Genomic DNA, 22,329 nt, shown 5'->3' with positions numbered 1-22,329 from the left:
CTTGTTTACATGACGAACAGTTGCAATTGGCAGCGAACATGCTGTGATGATCGGCATTGTTTGCTTTTAGTTGCCGCCACAATCAAAAACACCCGCCATATTGGGCGGGTGTTTAACTTACATCGGAAAGATTAGAAGGCTTCCAACAGCTCCTGAGCCTCGCTCTTTGGCTTCTTCTCTTGACCAAATCCGCGCAGCCCAACCACATGCACGTGTTCATGATCTTTAAACACTTTACGCACCAGTTTATAGGTTGTGCCTTTCTCTGGGCTGATGTTCTCAGGCGCGGCGATCAAAAGTTGCATGTCGAGACGATCACACAGCTCGAACAGCGTCGAGATCGATTTCGCGTCGAGACGTGCAGCTTCATCCAAGAACAGCAAGCGACAAGGAACAATGTCTTTGCTGCGCAGACGACGTGACTCTTCTTCCCAGCTCTGAATGACCATCAGCAGAATCGACTGACCAGTACCAATCGCTTCACCGGTCGATAGCGCGCCCGATTCGGCTTGCAACCAACCATCTGAACCACGGTTGACCTCAATGCTCAACTCGAGGTAATTGCGGTAATCCAGCAGCTCTTCACCAAGCACTTGCGGCGAACGTTGGCCCATATCAATGTGTGGGTTGACCCGTTGGAACAGTTTCGCCATCGCTTCCGAGAAGGTATAACGCGGCGATTCAAACAGATCTTTGTGCTGTTCTTGCTGCGCGGCCAAACCGTTCAGCAACACTTCATGGCTTTCCCGCACTTTGACATTCAGTCGCACCCCTTTCACCTGACCAAAGGCGATGTTGGACAAGCCTTGGTTGAGCATGCGGATACGATTTTGCTCACGCTGAATGGTTTTCTGGATAATACTCGCCACCGATTCAGAACTGATCGCTAGGCGGTTTTCACGCAGCGTCAATTCTTCGGTCAAACGAGCCAGTTCCACTTCCATCTCTTCAATCGCTTCCACCGGATCATCGGTACGGATGATGTCTTGGCGAATACGCTCACGCAGATGCTGATAGACCGCAATGTAGAACAGGACTTTGCGCTCTGGGCGGGAGTTATCTTCCGACAAGCGCAGCGCATCACGCAGATCGTCGTTATTCGCCACCGCTAGACGCAATGCGCCAAGCGATTTATCCGACATTGAGCGCAGTTCATCGGCCGAAAGGTAAGCCAGCTCACGCTTGTGTAAGCGACGCTCAACGTCGTTTTCACGTGCTAAGCGTAATACCGAACACCAACCCGCTTTGGCAGCCACAACGAAGGTACGCAGATCGCTGTAATCTTTCTGCACTTTTTTCAGACGTTTGACGAGGCCTTTCATTTCAAGCTCGGTCGAGGTGATGGTGCGCTCGTATTCGCTCTTGCGACTGCGCGAAGTGTGTAGCCGCTCATGCAGTTCATCACGACGACGAATGGCTCGCTCTTGCGCACCGTCATCAGCGTGCACACCAAACTCTGCCAGTTCTTGCTTAAATTCTTGCACCGTTTCCAGTTTGGCTTGATACGAGCTCTTCAGTGACGCCAGCACTTGGTTGTATTGGTTCATCTGTCCTTGGGCTTGTTTCAACTCTTCGCGGTAACGAGTACGGCTGCGCTCCGCTGCCACCAATTTGCCGCGAAGCTGCTCACTGAGCTCGCTGCCTTGGTTAAGCAGATCAACCGAATCGGAATAAGCAAAGTAGTGGCGACGTTCCACCAGATCCGACAGCGCAAAAATCTGCTTTTTCAGATCTTGCAGAGCGAGATCGGCGCTTGCAAATTGGGCCTCGAGCGCGTCAAACTGCTCTGGATCAGCCTCCAACACCGAAGCCATTTTTTCCAGTTCCGCGAGCGCTTTTCCATGCTCGCTGATAAAGGCTTTCGCTTGAGTAAGTTGGCTAATTTGCGCTTCAACTTCGGCAAAACGCGCTTCGATCGTCTCGTCTTCAACCAATCGCATGTTCGGCGCAAGTTTATCTAGTAGCACCAAAGCTTGCTTACTGCTACTGATCTGCGCTCGGTATTGTTGCTCTTTGCCTTCCAGTTCACTCAAGGTGCGAGTCAATTGGTTATGCGTATCACGCGCTTTGTTCAGCGCCAGTTCAGGGTCAGCGGCAAACGCCACTTGGATGTGTTCAGCAACAAACTGGTTGAAGGCTTGGAACAGACGTTGCATCTTCTGCGCATCAAACGCCGCTTTGGCATGCTGCTCAACCACCTCTTCACGCTCGCTTCGCAGCAATTCTAAACGCTGCTCACGCGCCGCGCGGCCGAACAGAGGAATTTCCGGCAAGCGCGAGTAACGCATTTGACGCTCATTCAGGCGCACGCAGACTGCGCCATGCAGTTCTTCAGCGTTGAAGGAGCTGTCATCAAAGGCGTCGATATCCCCTTCGATGATGTAAAGATCTTCGGGGCAGTCGTCCAGCTCAACCAATTTTTCTTCGATGCCGGACAGATCAGACACCACGATGGCGTGGCGCGCTGGGCCGTACATGGCACTAAAGTACGGCGCATCATCGATGGTGATGTCATCGTAAATCTCCGATAGCAGCACCCCGCCAAGCGTATCCGCCAAACCTTTCAGGCGCGGATCGTTCGAGCCGCCTGGCGATGCCAAACGTTCAATCTCGCCTTCGAGCTTGGCGCGGCGCTCTGCCAACTTGTCTTTGTTCAGCGACAGCGTTTTTTCGCGCTCGAGCACCATCTGCATCTGTGACATCACCGATTGGCTGTCGGCAAGCTCAGCGCCACTTTGCTCTCGGAGTTTCTCCAGCGCATCATTGGCCGCAATCCAACTCGGCGCGAGCACTTGCAAATGTGCGATCTCAGCGCGGGTGTCTTGTTCTAGACGGCGCTGCTCACTGCGCTGCTCACGGGCTTCTTCTAAGCTCATCTCCAGAGAATCAATCAGCTCGTGGTGACGCTCACGCTCTTGCTCGAACACCAGCTCATCGCTTAGCGAAACATTGTGCTGCTTGCGGTATTCATCCGCCATTTCTTGGGCTTGACGCTGTGCGTTCAGGCTACGTTCCAAATCACGATGCTGTGCACGCCACTGAGATTCATTGCTCAGCAACTGCTGCGCCGCACGCGCTTGTTGCATGACGCTGCGGGCCTTCTCTGCCGCTGACGCACGCTCAACGGGGCCAGTGATACTTTGTAACCACTTCAGCGCGTTTTCAAACTGCTGCGCAGCGGCCGAAGACATATCCAGCTTGTGTTTAAGTGCTAATAGGGCTTGGGTTTGTTGCGCTTCGCTCTCTTTGAGCTGAGCAACCATTGACTGTGCACTTTCCGCGCTCACTTCATCGTTACCAAGCAGCAGTTTGGCTTTTTCCAGCGCTTGCACCGCTTGCTGGTATTGAAGCGCGCGCGTTTGTTGTACATCCAGCGCCTGTTGATAGTCAGCGAGCTGAGTCTTGAGGCTATCCACCTCTTCTTCGGCCACCGTCGCCTGCTCTTCGGCCATCAATACGCGCTCTTGCGCCTCCTCAACGACCATACTCTGCTCTTCGAGACGCTCGTTCAGTTCTTCAAGATCTTCTTGATAACGCTCGATCTTCTCTTGCTGACGCAAGGCGTTTTGTACCAACTGCAAGTGATCCGACGCCGCTTGATAATCTTGTTCTAATGCTGATTCCGACTCGATCAACAGCGCCAGCTCTTCCTGAACGCGAGTCAGTAAGCTATTTTGTTCAATCAGCATTTCGCGTGAGCCAAACAGCTCAGAGCGCAGAGAAAGTGTTTGCTCTAACTTGTTGCGGCGATCGTTGGCGTGGCGCATGTAGTCGGCGGCCACGTAGTTGGTTGATTCGGTGATCAGGTGTTTGAACAGATCACGATCCGCCTGCGTGGTTTTGATCGCTTCCAGCGTCATGCGGTTTTCGCGCAGAGCCGATTCCATGTCTTGGAAGGCTTTTTTCACCCCACCGTTTTGCGGTAAGAGATAATCGCGCAAAGAGCGGGTGATGGCGCTTGAGATACCACCATAAAGCGAGGCTTCAATCAGGCGATAGAACTTAGAGCGGTCACTTGAGTTACGCAGCTTTTTCGGGATCACGCCAAACTCAAACATTTGCGAGTGGTAATCGACAATCGATGGGAACGATTTAAAGTGCGCGCCCTCAAATTGGCCGACACACTCTTTCACGTCATTCAACTGGCGCACGCGAGCCTGAGTAGACGAAACAGTTTCAATCAGCACATCGGTCGGCTTCACATGGCTCGGCAAGCCTTGAATCACAAACGGTTTGATGTCGACTTTTTTATCGCGCCCTGCCACCTGCTGCAGTTTCACTGCAAACAGCAAACGTTGGTTGCGCGAGTTCACCACATCCAGCGCCGCATAACAGGCACCTGGCTGCAACTTACCGTAGAGGCCTTTGTCACGTGAAGCTTGGCTACTCCCCGCCTCAGTGGTATTGCGAAAATGCAACAAGCTTTGGTCTGGGATCAAAGCGGTGATAAATGCCGCCATGGTGGTCGATTTACCCGCACCGTTGCCGCCCGAGAGAGTCGTCACCAGACCATCGATATCAAAAGTACGAGCAAAGAAGCCGTTCCAGTTGACCATGGTCAGCGATTGATACTTACCTCTTTCAATCATGCTTCACCCTCTAATTCTGCTTGCTCGTTAAATTCACTATCGTCTTCATCACCCAATAGGCTGCCTTGTGTTGGCTCTTTGGTATGCACCACCGCTTCACCGTCGCGGATAAGGCGAAGCTGCGCTTCACGCATGTCATCGCCAACGCGAACGTCAGCGCCAAAGCGGAATACCGCCTCACTGATGCTGAATTTACCGGTATCGCCGATATGGATGATCATGCCAAGACGGCGCAAACGACGAAGTGAGGTGCGCACTTTCTCAAACAGCTTTTCGCGGTCAAGATCCGAGCCAGAAGCGCGGTTAGTGACCAGCTTCATCAGCTTCTTCTCATCCGCCAGTGCCAGCAACTCTTCGTACAGTTCTTGATTGGTGAAGATGCCTTCGTGCGCCAAACGTTCTGGGCTAAGGTAAAGGAAACAGAGCACTTTACCCACCAGCATGTCCAGTTCAGACAAAACGCTGCGACCAATCAGCGAGGTCGAGCGCGGGCGCAGATAGAAAAAGCCTTCCGGCGCTTTCACCAGCTCGGTGTTGTAGCGCTGATAAAAAGACGATAGCTCAACTTCAAAGTCGCAAAGTAGCGCGTGGTTATCCAGATCTTCGCTGGAGATATGACGTCCTGCACGCAGCAGGCTATCTAAAGCGGGAAAAAGCGGGTTACAAATCGCTTTGGCCAGATTCTCTGGCATGTATTCATTAATATCGGTTGATGACATTTGCTTGTACCTTTGCACCAAAATCGTTGATCGCCTGCCAATCGGGCTGAATCGCCTGATAATCCGACTCGGAATAGCCAAGACGAACCGCTTGGTCGATAACCATTCGTGCTAAATCAAAATGATGAGTCTGAGGATGTTGCGCGAGGTAATCGCGCAGTACTGCGCCAAGATCAATCGGTCTACCCTGCTCTTTATGCGCTTTAAGCATGCCGCCAATACGCTCAGCAAGCTCATCATTGACTTGTTGAAACTCTTCATATTCCACTTCTGTGGGGACTTGTCCGGTGACTTCTTCATCACGCAACATCAGCGCTTCATCGCGAAGATCGCTCAGGCGCTCTGCATCGGCATAGGTGAGATACCAAGGCAGGTCAAAGTAGTCCTTCACCGATTGGCGTAGGCGCGAGCTAAAGGCGCGGTTCTTATCCATATCGATGGCCGTACGGATAAACTTGTGCACGTGGCGGTCATAGCCGATCCACAAATCAATCGCCTGCTGTCCCCAACTGACGATGCGATCAAGTTTCATCTGCAAACCAAACAGCGTCTCTTCGATAAACTCCAGTTCAGGATCGCCATAAACCAGTTCTTGGATATCCAAAATCTGCGTTTGTAGCTCGTCGCCTGCCGCTTGTAGCGTATCTTGTAACTCTTTGAGTGTATTGGAGGTTTCAGACAGCAGAGACTCACAGTTGTTGATCGCATCACGCCAGTCTTTGTTGAGCAAATCAGCAATCTGCTGTTTAACCGATTGCTGCTGTTCATCCATCACACGCTGGTTGAGATCGATCTGGTCAAAAATCTCACCGACCGAGTACTTAAGCACCCCATAGACATTTTTCTTCCAATGCTCTGCGGTTCCCCCCTTCTGAGCGGCATCAATGGCTCTGGCCATTTCACCAGCCACCATAGAGAGCTGAATCGAGAGGCGGAGTTTGGAAAACTCTCGGTGACGGACGTAATAGTCGGTGATACCAATCGCCAGTGGTGACAAACGATAGATGCTTGCTCCATCGGTCACTTCACTGGTAAAACGGCTGATAAGGCGCTGTTTAACCAGTTCGTTAATTGCGTTGTTGGCTCGAAACGCCGACGCCTCACCTGTTTCTTCAAATAATCGAGTGACGATAGTAAACGCATCATGCAATTCACCTTCACCCAACTCTTCATCGAACCTTTCGTTACTTAACACCGCGATGGCTATCAAAAATGCCAGACGTTCTGTGGTCAGGTTCAATGAGAAATCGTGCTGCTTAACCCAGCTCACCAATTCATCGATTGGTTGCTCTGCAGCATTGAGAGTTGTCTCACTCATTGTTATTCCTGCTTTTCTTTCTTTTTCGCCCATACGTGGATGTATCGGCCTAACGAGAGGTATGGTTCTTGTCGGCACAACTGTTTTTCCAGTGCCAACACGTCTTCATACTGGTAGTCGCCCATATTCTGTCGGTTACCTATGTAATCGCTAAAACAGCGAATACCGGATTTTCCACCAATCTCAAATCCTGCATCTTCAATCCACTGATAAACCTGTTGCGGATCGAGGCCTTTTTGCGGTTGCAGTTTAAAGCGTTTGCGATGCGGCATGCCTTGCAAAACATGTGGAATATTACCGCACACCACATTTTTATAAACCAAACCATGATGGTTATAGAACATGATGGATGCCGCCCCGCCGGGTTTCACTTGCTCAAGCAGCGTCTCTAACGCACTTTTCGGATCGGCTAACCACTCCATGACCGCATGAAACAGCAATAAATCCACTGGTTGCTCCAAATGTTCAGCAATGGACTGCACCGGAGAATGGATCAGCCGATACTGCGCAAGCAAACCGTTTTTTGCAATATCCTGTTCAGCCAATTGCAGCATTTCAGAAGATAGATCACATAACGCAACCTGATGTCCGAGCTTAGCAAGCTTTTGCGACATTTGTGCTAAGCCACCGCCCGCATCGAGAATAGTCAGCGCCTTCGTGCCAGCATCGATTGCGGTCAAAACCTGCTCAAGGTCTTCCCAAACAATCACTTGGCGGATCTCACCTTTATCTGATCCGTAAATATTTTTTGCAAATTTGTGGGCAATATCGTCGAAATTACGGTCTTGGTTCACTGTGGCTTGGGTTATCATATCGAATCGTGCTGCTATTCTGTCATAAGGAAAGCAGGAATAAAGAGGGATTCTCTCTTTTTTACTGTCAAGTGATGTTTTTTCGGACTATTTCTGTATGTTTGAGCTGAAAAAAGCGGTATCTGCGCTTCTCATGCCTTTGCCTGCGCTACTCATCATCGGCCTGCTCGGCCTGATGTTGATTATGTTTACTACCAGGCAAAAAACAGGTTGCTTTGTCATTTTATTCTCTTTTACTGGCATTTTTCTGGTTTCATTCCAACCCGTTGCCAGCAAACTTTTAATGCCTCTAGAGCGCCAATACTCGGTCTTTCTACCTGAAGTGCAAAGTGTCGATTACGTGATGGTATTGGGTAATGGCCATGTAGTGGACGACCAAATTCCCCCGACCTCTGAACTCAGTCGCACCGCCTTGATGCGCCTTGCTGAAGGGATTCGCATTTTGCGTATGTACCCGGGAGCAAAAATGATTTTGTCTGGTTACGCTGGCGGTTCTGAAATCAGTCATGCCCGGATGATGGCGAATGTGGCTCTAGCGCTTGGGGTAGCGAAATCCGACATTATCTTGTTGGAAGATGCCAAAGATACTTGGGAAGAAGCACGACAGGCCGCCGCTTTTGTTCGGCAGAAGCAGTTGGTGCTGGTTACCTCGGCCAGTCACATGACCCGAGCTTTGAAAGAGTTTAACGATGCCGGCTTAACCCCTTTGCCAGCCCCTACCAACTATTTGGCGCAAAAAGAGATCACCCAAGCTTGGGACAAATACGCGCCAAAAGCGCTCTATTTAGAGCAAACCGAACGCTATTGGTATGAAACTTTAGGCATTATTTGGCAATCTTTGCGCGATTTACTGACCACTGCACCTAACAACGAAAAAGTCGCCGCGAAAAATCCTGCTTAAAACGAAGCCATCCAATAAAAAACGAGCTGACTGTGCAGCTCGTTTTTTATTGTTCGACACTGAGATCAAGCGGTCTGCTTTAGCGCATTTCTGGCTTTTAATCGCCTGCGAACATATAGCCTTCGCCGTGAACTGTGACAAAAATTTGCGGATTCTTGGGGTCAAACTCCATCTTGGCACGCATGCGGCGAATCAGCACGTCGATGGTGCGATCGTTAGGCGCATCAACACGATGGCTAATCATGTTTAAAATGCGCTCACGGCTCAGCACCTGGTTGGGATATGACGAGAGTGCTACTAATAACTCATACTCCGCCTTGGTTAATTTTACCGGTTCACCATTGCGGCTCAATGCCCGACGATGAATGTCAAACGTCCAATCAGCAAAGCGCACAACATGCAGCTCCTGCTCGTCGGCACGCCCTTTTTGCTTTGCCGTATCGGTTAAAGACATACGCCATAGCAGGTTCTTCACTCGAACTAACAGCTCTCTTAACTCAAACGGTTTGGTCACGTAATCATCCGCCCCCATCTCCAAACCAACAATTTTGTCTATGCTATCCGTGCGACCTGTCACTAATATGATGCCGATATCCGATTGACCACGCAGTTCACGGGTTAAAAGCAAGCCATCTTCTCCAGTGAGATTAATGTCCAACATCACCAAATCGATGGCTTGGTTGTTCAATACCTCACGCATTTCTGCTCCACTTTCTGCTTCACTGACGGTATATCCTTCATTTTGGAAGTAACCCACCAATTTAGCTCGTGTCACTACATCATCTTCTACGACTAATACGTGATAGCTCATTTACACCACTTTCTGTCATTCTTGTCTACGCCGATTTATTCTATTCATAAATAGTCACATTTCTAGCGTCACATCAAAGTTAACCCAACAATCTCAGGTTTTATTGATTCAAGACAAGCTTATTTTTTGCCCATTTACAAGGTGACATATAATTAAATAACCCATTAATAATTAGGGCGACCGCTGTTCATTTTTATTGGTTAGACTAATCAGAGAAGCCTTGAGGAGCAGGAATAAAATGCAAGAAATCAAAACCTTTAATGAAAAACGTGCCGAAATTTACTGGTGGTTTTCGAGTCTTTTTGCCAAAGAGTTAAACCAAGTCGAACTGGACAAATATCACAGCGCAGAAATTCGCTCATTTCTTTCTGATTTAGCCGAAAATGACCGTTTGCGGATTGAAGCGCAGCAACTGGTGGAAACACTGAATAAACTGCTTGACCGTCAAGATGCTCAACTTGAACTGGCCGCAGACTTTTGCGACCTTTTTCTGAAAAGCGCAAAACATGGCGCTTTGCCTTACGCTTCTATCTATCTCGATCAATCCGGGTTACTCAACGCTGAACCTGCCAGAATAATGGAAAAACTGATGACAGATCACGGCGTAAAAGTGAGCGAAAATATCAATGAACCTGCGGATCACCTCGCTATTCAACTGGACTTTTTAGGCCATCTAATTATCCGCTCGAATGAGCTGGAACAAGAGCGCCATATGGAAACCGCACTTGCCGAGCAGCAGCAGTTTATTGAAAGCATGCTGCTTTCTTGGCTGCCGCAATTTTACCAGCAGTGTATTCAACACGACCAATTTGGCTTCTATGCCAGTGTCGCAAAACTATTAATTGCATTTTGTAAACTGGACAGTGACTATTTACTTAGATAATAATTACAGGCTTATCAATAGAGCAATCACTCGAGTGAAGCTTAACCAATAAAGTGTGAACACGGATACAATATTCGCGTGCTGAGCTGGTTGCCTGCTGACGTATCTCGATATAAAATTGAGACCGCAAACGATAAAATATGAATTTAATGCAAACCGCTGAAAAACAGCGGTTTTTGTGTTTTTTTAGCTAAGCTGCTGCTTTTCTTGGGTCTCTTTCCATGTTCAAGACCGATGCAAAGAAAGGTAGCAAGAGCGTTACCCGGCCAACTATTCCCGCGGTAACCTTGGACAGGACAAGACTATGGCCACAATTAAAGATGTCGCACGTTTAGCCGGCGTATCAACCACGACCGTTTCACACGTGATCAACAAAACCCGCTTTGTTGCAGAAGCAACTCAAGAAAAAGTAATGAAAGCGGTGGATGAGCTCAACTACGCGCCCAGCGCCGTCGCACGCAGTTTGAAATGCAATACAACTCGCACCATTGGCATGCTGGTTACTCAGTCAACTAACCTCTTTTTCTCTGAAGTGATTGATGGCGTAGAAAGCTACTGCTACCGCCAAGGTTATACCTTGATTCTATGTAATACCGGTGGCATCTATGAAAAGCAGCGCGACTATATCCGTATGCTGGCAGAAAAGCGCGTCGACGGTATCTTGGTGATGTGTTCAGATCTGACCGAAGAACTGCGTGAAATGCTCGATAGACACGCCGATATTCCAAAAGTAATCATGGACTGGGGTCCAATTAGCTCACAAGCCGACAAGATCATCGATAACTCGGAAGAAGGTGGCTATCTCGCAACCAAGTACCTGATTGATAACGGTCACAGCAAGATTGCCTGCTTGAGCGGTCATTTTGAAAAAGCGGCGTGTCAGGAGCGAATTCTTGGCTTTAAACGCGCAATGGCAGAAGCGAACCTAGCGGTCAACGAAGATTGGATCTTAGAAGGTAATTTTGAATGTGACACTGCAGTACTGGTCGCCGATAAGATTGCCTCTTGGGACGATCGCCCAACCGCGATTTTCTGCTTTAACGACACTATGGCACTTGGTCTAATGAGCCGTTTACAACAACTCGACATTCGTATTCCCGACGACATATCAGTGATCGGTTACGACAACATAGAACTGGCCGAGTACTTTTCTCCACCGCTTACCACGATTCACCAGCCAAAGCGCCGTGTGGGTAAAAATGCATTTGAAATTCTCCTAGAACGCATTAAAGACAAGGAGCACGATAAACGCATTTTTGAGATGCATCCAGAAATCGTTATCCGCGACACAGTTAAAAAACTGAACTGAGAATGTTAAAAAACAGACGCCATTTCGGCGTCTGTTTTTTGTGTCAAAACAAAATCATTATTGTGACAAATAACCAGATACTGTCGCACACGAGTTTTTCCTCATTTCCCGCAAACTATTACCTGAACCAAGATCACACTTTCAATCCTAAAATGTGATGTTAGTCCAATAGAAATCGTATCCTTTAGCTGTCACGCACAGGGCAAACCATCTGAAAGGGTGGGACGCAAAGCCTCCGGCCTAAACCAAATACTGTTTTGGTAGGTAGCGGGGTTCCCGATGGCAAAAATGCATTACATTAAGTTGACTCTCTAATGACATCTTGTATGCATTGGTTTGCTAATCTCTCGGACCTGATTTATGGGTGGCGTAATTGTAATTACACCGAGATAACACATCATGGATAAACCGATACTCAAAGATTCGATGAAGCTTTTTGAGCAACTTGGTGCGATAAAATCTCGCTCTATGTTTGGCGGATTCGGCCTTTTTGCAGATGAGACCATGTTTGCATTGGTCGTCAAAGATCAGCTCCATATTCGCGCGGATCAAAATACAACCTCATTGTTCGAAAAACAGGGCCTTAGGCCTTATGTTTACAAAAAACGTGGCTTCCCTGTTGTTACCAAATACTACGCGGTAACCGATTCACTTTGGGACAACAAGACGGCATTGATGAGCGTCGCAAGACAAGCTTTGGACAGCGCCCGAAAAGAAAAAGAGCTTCAAGCTGTTGCCAAACCCGATCGTCTGAAAGATTTACCAAATCTAAGGCTGGCAACTGAGCGTATGCTGAAAAAAGCAGGTATTGAAACGGTTGAGCAGTTGGAAATTCAAGGCTCTGTTGGTGCTTATGAAGCGATCAAAAACACGCACAGTGGAAGTGTTAGCCTTGAACTATTGTGGGCGTTAGAAGGCGCTATCAATGGGACACACTGGAGCGTCATTCCTCAAAAGCGCCGAGATGAGCTAGTCAACAAGCTTTCCTCTTAAGCTTGAGTAAGTTTCTGAAAGCCACTTTCACAATGAAGTGGCTTTTTCTTTACTCGGCGTATTCAACGCTGTGCTTAGTTTTTTCGCTTTGTATGAAATTTTTTTGTGCTTTTTCCTGTCTTAGATTAAAGAATTTAACTTGGAAAATACGATGAACAAAAAACTGCTTTTTGGCCTTCTTTTAGTCAGTGTGATGGCTATTTTACTCTATCACTTTGCGCCCTACCTCACTTTAGAAAATGCCAAAGCTCAACAGCAATTACTTAGCAACTTTATCAGCCAACATTGGCTAACGGCCGCAATCACTTATTTTTTTCTATACGTTGCTCTGACTGCTTTTTCCATCCCCGGAGCCACTGTCGTTACCTTACTCGGTGCTGCTTTGTTCGGATTTTGGTTTAGTTTGTTGCTCGTCTCTTTCGCCAGTACCGTTGGGGCTACATTGGCATTTTTAAGCAGTCGATATTTGCTAAGAGAGTGGGTGCAAAAGAAATTTTCTGATAAGTTACAGGCCATTAATCAAGGTGTTGAGCGAGATGGTTCTTTCTATCTGCTATCACTTCGACTAATCCCCGTGTTTCCTTTTTTTCTAATCAACCTTCTGATGGGGCTCAGTAAAATGCCTGCCAGTCGCTTTTACTTAACCAGTCAAATTGGCATGCTACCCGGCACGGTTGTCTATCTAAACGCCGGAACACAAATCGCCGAGATCGATTCACTCTCCGGGATCGTTTCACCTGCCGTTTTGCTGTCGTTTCTATTACTTGGGCTTTTTCCTATGGTAGTGAAATGGTTGATGAACAAATATCGCCCTCAGTCTACTGTAGAGAGTGAACGGTAAAAGATGCGTGTATTTACTGCCAATTCTCCTGTTGAGGCACATATCGTCTGTCAACTATTGAGAAGTGAGAATATCGAGTGTGAGATACGGGGAGAGAATCTGTTCGGTTTAAAAGGTGAGCTACCTGCGACCAGTGAAAGCGACCCCTATATATGGATACATGAACCTCAGCAATACCAGGCAGCAATGAAAATCGTTAGCCAGTACTTGCACCAATCCTGCGTTTCTACTTATTGGTGCTGTTCAAATTGCGGTGAGGAAAATGAGGGGCAATTTGCTCTCTGCTGGTGTTGTGGCGAACCCGACACCAGCAGTTAAACACAGATTAAATTGGAATTTGTCTGCGAATAAAATTGATTGAATAGCGATTAAACTCTTCGGGGCGTTCGACATTGCAAACATGTCCACAGTCGCGGATCTCCAACAGTTCGCTCTGTTTATGAACTGCGACCATCTCTTTTACTGGCTTGATAAACATGTAATCCTTGTCGCCCATCAAATAGAGCGTCGGGATAGGCAGCTCTCTTTCTTTAAAGTAGCGCATCAGTGGGTTAACTTCTGCCGCTAGGATAAACCAGCGCTTGAACTCCTTTTGGCACAATTTTTTGGCCTCACGGATAAACAGGTGCCGAGATTCTTGTTGATTCCTTTGCGGCATCACGATATAGGCAAACAGTTTGTATAGCCACATGTAAGGAAGAATGTGTTTACCCACATTACCAAGTGACACCAAAAACTGCGAACGAGCGTCTAAGCGAGTAATCGCGCCACCAAGTACCATCGATTTCACACGTTCACTTGCCATCTCTGCAAGATTTCTAACAATAATGGTGCCAAGCGACATACCGACAAAATGAGCTGAGTGGATTTTCAGATGATCAAGCACCTGAAGGATATCGTGCGTCACCGCTTTAAACGTGTAGCGGCTACTCATCAGATTTTTAAACAACTGATTCGATTTTCCGTGTCCTCTTAAATCCACCAATAACAGATTGAAGTGTTGTTTATACGCTTTTATCTGTTTAAACCATATTGAGGAGCTACCTCCCGCACCATGGACAAAAACCACCCACTCCTGGCTGGTTGGATGTAAATAGGTTTTATGAAACAGTAACGTTTGAGGCATGGATTATACCGCTCATTCACTCTTAGCTAACTATAGGGCGGAAATCCTACCATAGAAAGGCTCAATAGCGATTTGCGTTGGAATAAAAAAAGCAAAAAGGCACGTAAAAGCGTGCCTTTTACTCAATTTCTGACTTTGTTAACCAATTCTTAGCGCCGCTTTATAAAGGCTTAAGTATTGCTGAGCAGCCTTACTCCAGCAAAAATCTTGCTGCATCGCTTGCAACTGTACCCGGCGGACTTCCGCTAGATTTTGTGCATAGAGAAGTAAAGCGCGCTGCATACTGATCAACAGAGCTTGAGGGGTTGGATCTTGGAAAACAATTCCAGTTGCCTCGGCAGGATTTGCGTCGTAATCATTCACACTGTCCTTCAAACCACCCACACCACGAACGATTGGCAAGGTGCCATAGGCCATGCTGTAGATCTGATTTAAACCACATGGTTCAAACTCAGAAGGCATCAGAAAGAAATCGGCAGCCGCTTCGACCAAGTGTGCAAGTTGATTATCGTATGCTTCGACAAAGACAAGCTTATCAGCAAAACGGGCAGCTACATCTCTGAGTTCCATCGCCAGTAGTGGATCGCCAGTACCGACAATCACCAATTGAGCTTCATGCTTTAAAAACTCACTCAGGATCGGCAACAGATAGTGTACCCCTTTTTGATGGGTCAGCCGGCACACCATACCAAACATCGCGACGTCTTTGACGGGAAGCCCGACTTGTTGTTGCAGTGCCGCTTTACAGTCGCGTTTGCCTTGCTCCATGCTGTGCAAGGTCGCTTCATAGCGCGTCGGCAGGAAGGCATCGGTCTGAGGATTCCAAGCCGAATAGTCACAGCCATTTAAGATGCCCACCAAATCCACAGCGCGGTATTGAAACTCCCAAGCCATGCCATGACTACCCAGTTCGGTTTTAAGCTCTTCTGCATAGGTAGGACTGACCGCATTGATCTTATCTGCGGTCATCACTCCTGCTTTGAGCATAGTGATGTGAGTTGCACTCACCGCCACTTCAGGGACATATCGGCTATGAAACTCAGGCAAGCACTGAAGTTCTTGATAACTGAAAACACCTTTGAACACAGCATTGTGGATAGAGAGGACGCTGCGTGTTTCAGCGAAAAACTCGTTGTTGGCGTAACGATACTTGAGCAGAAATGGGACTAAGCCAGTATGCCAGTCATTGGCGTGCACTATGTGTGGACGAAAACCGATCTTAGGCAACATATCCAAACAAGCGGCACTGAAAAAGGCAAAGCGCTCGCCATTATCAGCATAAGATTGATTGTTTTCCGCATACATGGCTGGTCGATCAAAATACGCAGTACACGCAATCAGATAGACGGGTAAGTCACCTAACATCCGCTGCTTAACTTGATAAGAGGTATGGGGCCAGAAATCCAACTGACTCTCCAACACCACTTCATCGTCAGCAAGACCATCTATCGCTGAATAGGCCGGAATAACCAGCCTAGCGTCTTGCTCAAGTTCAACCAAGGTTTCCGGCAGTGCCCTGGCGACATCCGCCAAGCCACCGCTCTTGATCAACCCTTCAGCCTCAGAAGCAACAAACAAAACAGACAAGTTGCTAGTAGCCAACACGAGCTCCTTTTGGAATCACTACGATGCCCTCTTCCGATACATGGAAGTGTTTCTTATCTTCCTGTAAGTTCACACCAATCTGCGTGCCAGGTGCCACATCGACCTCTTTATCCATGATCACGCGGCGCAACACGCAACCCTCGCCGATTTTCACATCGCCTAACAGGATGCATTCACTGATGTCACACGCTGAAGCGATGTTGCTACGAAAACCTAAGACAGATTTTTCAATTCTTGAACCGCGCACATAACTACCATTGCTGACCAGACTATCAATGATCTGCACGCGACCATTAGCCGAGTCGGTAAACGTCGCTGGTGGTAGTGGTGGGTGATAGGTATGTAGCGGCCACTTACGGTTATATAGCGAGAACGGCGCATCGTGTTTCAAAAGGTCCATATGCGCTTGCCAGTAAGAGTCAATCGTGCCGACATCACGCCAGTACACTTGTTCTTTCTCTCCAGGAATACGGTTTAAGCTGAAGTCGTAGACGAATACATCACCACGTGGGAACATTTTCGGAATAATGTCTTTACCAAAATCGTGCGATGACTCTTCATCATCGGCATCTTCAATCAATTCCGCGAACAGTACCTTTGCCTCAAACACATAGTTACCCATTGAAACTAATGCATGCTCAGGATCTCCAGGGATAGACTTCGGATTCTGTGGTTTTTCTTGAAAGCCAATCATGCGGCCATCAGCATCGACTTCGATGACACCAAATTGTGACGCTTCAGAAAGAGGCATGCGCAATGCCGAAACCGTTAACGACGCTTTTTTCTCTTTGTGATAATCAAGCATCTGCTTGATATCCATTTTGTAGATGTGGTCTGAACCAAAGATACACACTTGATCAGGCTCAGAAAGCTCCATAAAACGTAAGTTCTGGTAAATCGCGTCGGCGGTTCCTTCATACCAACGTTTTCCTGTCCGCATCTGTGCAGGGATCGGGTCGATAAAGCGATCCGTAATGCCATTAATGTTCCATCCCTTCTTCATATGATGGAATAGAGATTGTGATTTAAATTGAGTCAATACGTAGATGCGCATCAGATCAGCGTTAACAAAGTTGTTCAACGCAAAATCGATAAGACGATAGCTACCGCCAAAAGGGACGGAAGGTTTACTTCTCGATTCCGTCAAAGGACGTAATCTTGAGCCTTCACCACCAGCAAGAATCATTCCCAAAACACCAGCCATTCGTTGTTCTCCATTTCGTTATAGTCTGGAAAGATGACTCAGTTACTTAAATAGTTTATGGGGAGTAACTGAGCATAATTATTTGTTTTAAATTTATTTTTCCTGAGCTTTATCATTCATTTTTATCAATATGCTCAAGCGTTACATGACTATTTCATGCTTTTGTATAAGGTATCTCATTGCCAATAAAATACAATTTCAAAAGTGGCATTGTGTGTACAGTACAACCGTTACGTTGGGAAGACGTTAGCCAAGTCACACTCAAACGAGTGTTTAGTTACATAAGTGGAACAATTGGCTCACAGATTACCGACACCTGCCTGTTTACTCAATGATGAACAAGATAAGAAATCGGTGTTAAAAAGAAATGACAGCTTGCAAACCGAGAAAATGCCTAGCACCGCAAGACACATATGATGCAATGGTCGTTGCGAGTAGGCGGTAGGATTGGAACGAAAAAGAGCAGCGATGCTGCTCTTTGATTTTATTATTACATTGACGAGTGGTTTACTTCGCTTTCTTACGCTTATCTGAAATATCCCATTTCCCGTTATCGTAGAGCGCGGTCCAGCCTGTTGGCTTACCGTCTACTTCTGTTCGAACGTAGTTTTCCTTGCTCTTACGACTAAAACGCACTACTGCTTCTACGCCATCGGGATCGTGCGTCGGTGCCGTAGCCAAGTATTGATATTTCTCAGGTAAGCGCTCAACAAAACGCGCTAACTCAGACACCAATGGCGCTCTCGTCTCTCGAGATTTGGGGAAATTGCTCGCCGCCATGAACAGACCTGAGGCACCATCACGCAGCACAAAGTAAGCATCTGAAGTACTACAAGGTAACTCAGGGAAATGTACTGGCTCTTCTTTCGGTGGCGCTACTTCTCCATTTTTCAGGATCTTACGCGTATTTTTGCAACTTTCGCTGGTGCAATCCATATATTTACCGAAACGGCCATTTTTCAGCACCATATCAGATCCACATTTATCGCACTCAACCACTGGGCCATCATACCCTTTCACTTTGAACTCACCGTATTCAACGAGGTAGCCTTCGCAGTTTGGGTTGTTACCACATACGTGCATTTTCCGCTTATCATCAATCAGATAGGCGTCCATCGCCGTCTCACAAATCGGACAACGTTTCTTCGCGCGCAGGGCAGCAGTCTCAACATCCTCTTCAAGAACGTTGATAATGCCGTCTTCATCACCGAGGTTAATCGTGGTTTTACAACGCTCTTTTGGCGGAAGTGCATAGCCTGAGCAGCCTAAAAAGACACCAGTTGACGCGGTACGTATTCCCATAGGGCGCGAACAGGTCGGGCATTGAATATCGGTCATGACGATATGATTCAATTTCATCCCGCCTTCGCTTTCTTCTTGCTCTGCTTTCTCAAGATCTTGAGTAAAATCAGAGAAGAAGTGATCGAGTACAGCCTTCCACAACACATCACCTTCGGCAATTTGGTCCAGCTTTTCTTCCATCCGAGCGGTGAAATCGTAATTCATCAAGTCCTTGAAACTTTCGTCTAAGCGATCGGTGACAATTTCACCCATTTTCTCTGCATAGAAACGACGTTGATCCACTTTGACATAGCCGCGATCTTGAATCGTTGAAATGATCGACGCATAGGTTGATGGGCGACCAATACCTCTTTTCTCGAGTTCTTTCACTAGCGCGGCTTCGGTAAATCGCGCAGGTGGTTTAGTAAAATGCTGTTTCGGCTCAAGCGATTCAAGCGTTAGTTTCTCCCCAACTTGAACTGCAGGTAAAATCGTGTCTTCGTTTTTACCTAACGGTCTTTGTACGCGTGTCCAACCATCAAATTTGAGAATGCGCCCTTTGGCTTTCAACGTGTAATCAGCCGCTTTGACACTCACGGTCGTCGAATCGTACTCCGCTTCGGTCATTTGGCAGGCGACAAATTGGTTCCAGATCAACGAATAGAGTTTATGAGCGTCACTATCAACCCCTTCTAAATCATCAGATTTAATTTGGACATCGGATGGACGTATCGCTTCGTGCGCTTCTTGAGCGCCTTGTTTGCTACCGTAAACCAGCGGATTGGCTGGCAAATAACGTTCACCAAACTCAGATACGATGTAACCGCGTACGGCCTCCACCGCTTCACTACTTAGGTTGGTCGAGTCTGTACGCATGTAAGTAATGTAACCCGCTTCGTACAAACGCTGCGCGAGCATCATGGTTTTCTTCACCCCGTAACCTAAGCGTGTGCTCGCTGCTTGCTGCAAGGTGGAGGTGATGAAAGGTGCTGATGGCTTGCTCTTCGTTGGACGATCTTCACGTTTGCAAACTTCCAATTGAGCTTTTTGCAAAACGGCCATCGCCGCTTGCGTTTCCGCTTCGTTCACAGGACGGAAGGTATCACCAGATTTTTGCGCGACCAAGAGTTTGAACGCGGCCGAATCTGCGGTCATGGTATTCGCGTGCAGATCCCAGAACTCTTCGGGGACAAACGCTTTGATTTCGCGTTCACGCTCCACCAGCAACTTCACCGCTACCGATTGAACTCGTCCGGCGGATAAGCCTCGAGCGACTTTTTTCCACAGTAATGGTGAAACCATAAAGCCCACCACTCGGTCCATAAAACGTCGAGCTTGCTGGGCATTTACGCCATCCATATTCAACTCACCAGGGCGCTGGAACGCCTGCTGAATCGCATTCTTGGTTATCTCGTTAAACACCACTCGTTTGTAACGCGCTTCATCACCACCGATGATCTCACGAAGATGCCACGCTATAGCTTCCCCTTCGCGGTCCAAATCGGTTGCGAGGTAGACAAAGTCAGCGTCTTTCGCGAGCTTTTGGAGCTCACTCACCACTTTTTCTTTGCCCGGAAGGATCTGATAATTCGCTTCCCAACCGTGATATGGGTCGATCCCCATCTTTTTGATCAACGATTTACGATCTTTCTCTTGCTTAATACGAGCTTTCTCTTCTGCGCTCATGCCTTTAGTTGAAATGGCAGCCGCTTTCTCACCCGTACTTTGCCCAGCCGTTGGTAGATCACGCACGTGACCGACACTGGACTTCACAACAAAGTCTTTCCCAAGATACTTATTGATCGTTTTAGCCTTGGCTGGCGACTCCACTATAACGAGAGATTTACCCATATTGACTCTAACGCCCTTAAAAATGATGTCATTATTGTCAGTGATAGCCAACAATAATCGGTACGCTGTACCATTATGAAACTTCTTTTTTTACTATTGTGCGATATCAAAAGAAGATCAACTGCTTTTTTAAATTTCAGATCCGATTGGTCGACAATTGGTCGCCATCGCCTCTGGGCACAACAGAATCGACAAGTGCCTAAATTTAGGTCGGTATACTAAGCAGTGGATAAATAGCGATGCGAATATAAAAGTGATTTTTATGTTGTACATCACAAAACCATGCTTGTAAGGGCCAAGTTCTTTACCGCTATTAGCCATCCTTGTTTGGAATAAACGTTGAAATCGTTTCAGCACACTCTAGACTATTCACATTGCTGTTTCCCAAGAGATAAAACTAAATGACCGAGAAAAAACCTATTTCAGAATTCGAGCTGCTACTCATCGCAAATCACCTAATTCAGGAACATGAAGACTATTTTGCAGGCATGCGCGCAACAAGTGTGGAAGAAAAAGAAGACGTTTTGATCTTCAAAGGAGAGTATTTTTTAGACTCAGATGGTCTACCAACACCACAAACGACTGCTGTATTTAATATGTTCAAATACCTAGCGCACGAGTTGTCAAAAAAATTCACCCTCAAATAAGTAACAATGAGCCTTGGCGTTTAAACCAAGGCTCTATTTTTAGAAATGACAAAGCACTTGCCGACTGCTTTATGCCAATTCGCTTAATTGTGCCAACTTATCGAAATAATCTGGGAACGTTTTCGAAGTACATTTAGGATCATTGATCGTCACAGGCGTGTCGCTAAGTGCCACGAGTGAAAAACACATCGCCATTCGATGGTCATCATAAGTATCAATCGCCGCATGCTTGAGTTGCTTGGTTGGTTTAACGATCAAATAGTCTTCGCCCTCTTCGACTTCCGCCCCGACTTTACGCAGTTCTGTTGCCATAGCGGCAAGACGATCCGTTTCCTTTACTCGCCAATTGTAAACGTTACGAATCGCCGTCGTCCCTTGTGCAAACAGGGCTGTGGTGGCAATGGTCATGGCTGCATCGGGGATATGGTTGTAATCCATATCAATGCCTTTCAATTGGCCCACGCGAGAAATCACATAGTCGTCGCCCCACTCAATTTCCGCGCCCATTTTTTCCAACGCGTGCGCAAACTGAATGTCACCTTGAATACTATTTTTACCGATCCCGGTGACTTTAATCTCTCCACCTTTTATCGCGGCGGCGGCCAGAAAGTACGAAGCAGAAGACGCATCCCCCTCCACCAAGAAATCCCCCGGCGCAAGGTATTGTTGCCCTGCTGGAATAACAAACTCTTGGTATTCCTTGTTGATCACCTTAACACCAAATTGTTGCATGATGTGCAGAGTGATGTCGATGTACGGCTTCGAAACCAGCTCACCCACAATCTTTATGGTCACTTCACCGTCAGCTAACGGCGCTGACATTAAAAAAGCCGTCAAAAACTGGCTGGAAATAGAGCCATCAATGCTGACCGTCCCTGCTTTCAATCCAGTCGCCTTAATTTTAAGCGGTGGAAAGTGTTCATTCTCCAGATACTGAATATCTGCGCCCGCCGCTCGAAGCGCGTCCACTAAATGACCAATGGGACGCTCTTTCATACGCGGTTCGCCAGTAAGTACATACTCACCTTGACCTAGACACAAGGCGGCGGCAAGTGGACGCATCGCCGTGCCGGCATTACCCAAAAACAACTCTGTTGCCTCTGTCACCGTAAATGGACGCCCCAATCCATTCACAGTACAAACGGTTTTGTCGTCGGAGAGTCGGTAATCGACGCCTAGCTTGCTCAACGCATTGAGCATATGACGAATATCATCACTATCAAGCAGGTTGGTCAGTCTTGTTGTCCCCTGCGCGAGTGCGGCGAGCAGGAGCGCACGGTTTGAAACACTTTTAGAACCCGGCAGGTTCACTTCACCATTAACTTTCTTAATTGGTTGTAACGTAAGGCTTTCCATTAATTGAGACGATCCTTGAGCTTCAGTTGCCTTCAACTGAGAGCATCACTTTATTCTTCGTGGATTCAGACTAACCAAAAAGC

Annotated in this window: 17 protein-coding genes and 1 riboswitch; of the genes, 7 read left to right on the top strand and 10 right to left on the bottom strand. The window is 47.3% G+C overall.

The annotated features are described in order from the left end of the window. Positions 1-131 precede the first annotated feature (131 nt). Genes mukB through cmoM form a run of 4 tightly spaced genes read right to left on the bottom strand, consistent with a single transcriptional unit; the run spans position 132 to position 7,438 of the window. Positions 132-4,589 carry a chromosome partition protein MukB gene (gene mukB / locus EWA64_RS14170; protein ID WP_061893860.1) on the bottom strand — a complete coding sequence of 1,486 codons (4,458 nt, stop codon included), beginning with the start codon at positions 4,587-4,589 and terminating at the stop codon, positions 132-134. Further along, positions 4,586-5,308, bottom strand: coding sequence for a chromosome partition protein MukE (gene mukE, locus EWA64_RS14165; RefSeq protein ID WP_061893859.1), 723 nt, complete (start codon positions 5,306-5,308; stop codon positions 4,586-4,588). The genes mukB and mukE overlap by 4 nt, the downstream gene beginning before the upstream one ends. Then, positions 5,289-6,626: a chromosome partition protein MukF gene (gene mukF, locus EWA64_RS14160; protein ID WP_061893858.1), complete on the bottom strand. Its 1,338-nt coding sequence runs from the start codon at positions 6,624-6,626 to the stop codon at positions 5,289-5,291. Before mukF ends, mukE begins: the two co-directional genes overlap by 20 nt. Before the next feature lie 2 nt (positions 6,627-6,628). Continuing rightward, a complete protein-coding gene (gene cmoM / locus EWA64_RS14155; protein ID WP_061893857.1) occupies positions 6,629-7,438 on the bottom strand; it encodes a tRNA uridine 5-oxyacetic acid(34) methyltransferase CmoM in 810 nt (269 codons plus the stop codon). Between the two features lie 97 nt (positions 7,439-7,535). Between cmoM and elyC the strand changes: the two genes are divergently transcribed. Next, complete coding sequence (elyC, locus tag EWA64_RS14150) at positions 7,536-8,339, top strand: envelope biogenesis factor ElyC (protein ID WP_061893856.1); 804 nt, start codon at positions 7,536-7,538, stop codon at positions 8,337-8,339. A gap of 97 nt (positions 8,340-8,436) precedes the next feature. On the opposite strand, the gene torR is transcribed toward elyC, so the two are convergent. Continuing rightward, positions 8,437-9,150, bottom strand: coding sequence for a two-component system response regulator TorR (gene torR, locus EWA64_RS14145; protein ID WP_061893855.1), 714 nt, complete (start codon positions 9,148-9,150; stop codon positions 8,437-8,439). A 238-nt stretch (positions 9,151-9,388) separates the two neighbouring features. Here torR and torD point away from each other — a divergent pair, with 238 nt between their 5' ends. The 5 genes from torD to EWA64_RS14120 all read left to right on the top strand — a co-directional run bounded on the left by torD (position 9,389) and on the right by EWA64_RS14120 (position 13,494). Further along, a complete protein-coding gene (torD, locus tag EWA64_RS14140; protein ID WP_061893854.1) occupies positions 9,389-10,033 on the top strand; it encodes a molecular chaperone TorD in 645 nt (214 codons plus the stop codon). A gap of 304 nt (positions 10,034-10,337) precedes the next feature. After that, positions 10,338-11,342, top strand: a complete 1,005-nt coding sequence (gene purR, locus EWA64_RS14135) for an HTH-type transcriptional repressor PurR (RefSeq protein ID WP_061893853.1) — start codon at positions 10,338-10,340, stop codon at positions 11,340-11,342. A 191-nt stretch (positions 11,343-11,533) separates the two neighbouring features. After that, a riboswitch (cyclic di-GMP riboswitch) is annotated at positions 11,534-11,623 on the top strand. A 118-nt stretch (positions 11,624-11,741) separates the two neighbouring features. Continuing rightward, positions 11,742-12,335, top strand: a complete 594-nt coding sequence (locus tag EWA64_RS14130) for a TfoX/Sxy family DNA transformation protein (RefSeq protein WP_061893852.1) — start codon at positions 11,742-11,744, stop codon at positions 12,333-12,335. A 151-nt stretch (positions 12,336-12,486) separates the two neighbouring features. Further along, a complete protein-coding gene (locus EWA64_RS14125) occupies positions 12,487-13,176 on the top strand; it encodes a TVP38/TMEM64 family protein (RefSeq protein ID WP_061893851.1) in 690 nt (229 codons plus the stop codon). 3 nt (positions 13,177-13,179) lie between these two features. Further along, positions 13,180-13,494, top strand: a complete 315-nt coding sequence (locus EWA64_RS14120) for a putative signal transducing protein (RefSeq protein ID WP_082796635.1) — start codon at positions 13,180-13,182, stop codon at positions 13,492-13,494. Between the two features lie 7 nt (positions 13,495-13,501). Here the strand turns inward: EWA64_RS14120 and EWA64_RS14115 are convergent, their stop codons facing one another. The 4 genes from EWA64_RS14115 to topA all read right to left on the bottom strand — a co-directional run bounded on the left by EWA64_RS14115 (position 13,502) and on the right by topA (position 20,243). Beyond that, on the bottom strand, positions 13,502-14,302 hold the full coding sequence (locus EWA64_RS14115; protein ID WP_061893850.1) for an alpha/beta fold hydrolase: 801 nt from the start codon (positions 14,300-14,302) through the stop codon (positions 13,502-13,504). Positions 14,303-14,440: 138 nt separating this feature from the next. Further along, a complete protein-coding gene (gene glgA, locus EWA64_RS14110; protein ID WP_061893849.1) occupies positions 14,441-15,904 on the bottom strand; it encodes a glycogen synthase GlgA in 1,464 nt (487 codons plus the stop codon). Next, positions 15,894-17,111 (bottom strand): glucose-1-phosphate adenylyltransferase, encoded by a 1,218-nt coding sequence (gene glgC / locus EWA64_RS14105; RefSeq protein ID WP_061893848.1) that lies wholly within the window; start codon positions 17,109-17,111, stop codon positions 15,894-15,896. Before glgC ends, glgA begins: the two co-directional genes overlap by 11 nt. A 507-nt stretch (positions 17,112-17,618) precedes the next feature. Beyond that, positions 17,619-20,243 carry a type I DNA topoisomerase gene (gene topA, locus EWA64_RS14100; RefSeq protein WP_061893847.1) on the bottom strand — a complete coding sequence of 875 codons (2,625 nt, stop codon included), beginning with the start codon at positions 20,241-20,243 and terminating at the stop codon, positions 17,619-17,621. 401 nt (positions 20,244-20,644) lie between these two features. On the opposite strand from topA, the gene EWA64_RS14095 reads away from it, so the two are divergent. Beyond that, a complete protein-coding gene (locus EWA64_RS14095) occupies positions 20,645-20,890 on the top strand; it encodes a YciN family protein (RefSeq protein ID WP_039433146.1) in 246 nt (81 codons plus the stop codon). Between the two features lie 69 nt (positions 20,891-20,959). Here the strand turns inward: EWA64_RS14095 and aroA are convergent, their stop codons facing one another. Further along, positions 20,960-22,246, bottom strand: a complete 1,287-nt coding sequence (gene aroA / locus EWA64_RS14090) for a 3-phosphoshikimate 1-carboxyvinyltransferase (protein ID WP_061893846.1) — start codon at positions 22,244-22,246, stop codon at positions 20,960-20,962. Positions 22,247-22,329: the final 83 nt, after the last annotated feature.

The organism is Vibrio cidicii, assembly GCF_009665415.1.
GTDB lineage: Bacteria > Pseudomonadota > Gammaproteobacteria > Enterobacterales > Vibrionaceae > Vibrio > Vibrio cidicii.
The sequence above is the reverse complement of the archived record's forward strand: the minus strand, read 5'-3'. Positions and strand labels throughout refer to the sequence as shown.

Coding starts and splice junctions, on each gene's coding strand:
- elyC (WP_061893856.1), top strand. CDS start 7,536: ATGTTTGAGCTGAAAAAAGCGGTATCTGCGCTTCTCATGCCTTTGCCT.
- glgC (WP_061893848.1), bottom strand. CDS start 17,111: ATGGCTGGTGTTTTGGGAATGATTCTTGCTGGTGGTGAAGGCTCAAGA.
- mukB (WP_061893860.1), bottom strand. CDS start 4,589: ATGATTGAAAGAGGTAAGTATCAATCGCTGACCATGGTCAACTGGAAC.
- torR (WP_061893855.1), bottom strand. CDS start 9,150: ATGAGCTATCACGTATTAGTCGTAGAAGATGATGTAGTGACACGAGCT.
- topA (WP_061893847.1), bottom strand. CDS start 20,243: ATGGGTAAATCTCTCGTTATAGTGGAGTCGCCAGCCAAGGCTAAAACG.
- EWA64_RS14120 (WP_082796635.1), top strand. CDS start 13,180: ATGCGTGTATTTACTGCCAATTCTCCTGTTGAGGCACATATCGTCTGT.
- EWA64_RS14095 (WP_039433146.1), top strand. CDS start 20,645: ATGACCGAGAAAAAACCTATTTCAGAATTCGAGCTGCTACTCATCGCA.
- purR (WP_061893853.1), top strand. CDS start 10,338: ATGGCCACAATTAAAGATGTCGCACGTTTAGCCGGCGTATCAACCACG.
- mukE (WP_061893859.1), bottom strand. CDS start 5,308: ATGTCATCAACCGATATTAATGAATACATGCCAGAGAATCTGGCCAAA.
- aroA (WP_061893846.1), bottom strand. CDS start 22,246: ATGGAAAGCCTTACGTTACAACCAATTAAGAAAGTTAATGGTGAAGTG.
- EWA64_RS14115 (WP_061893850.1), bottom strand. CDS start 14,302: ATGCCTCAAACGTTACTGTTTCATAAAACCTATTTACATCCAACCAGC.
- mukF (WP_061893858.1), bottom strand. CDS start 6,626: ATGAGTGAGACAACTCTCAATGCTGCAGAGCAACCAATCGATGAATTG.
- cmoM (WP_061893857.1), bottom strand. CDS start 7,438: ATGATAACCCAAGCCACAGTGAACCAAGACCGTAATTTCGACGATATT.
- EWA64_RS14130 (WP_061893852.1), top strand. CDS start 11,742: ATGGATAAACCGATACTCAAAGATTCGATGAAGCTTTTTGAGCAACTT.
- EWA64_RS14125 (WP_061893851.1), top strand. CDS start 12,487: ATGAACAAAAAACTGCTTTTTGGCCTTCTTTTAGTCAGTGTGATGGCT.
- torD (WP_061893854.1), top strand. CDS start 9,389: ATGCAAGAAATCAAAACCTTTAATGAAAAACGTGCCGAAATTTACTGG.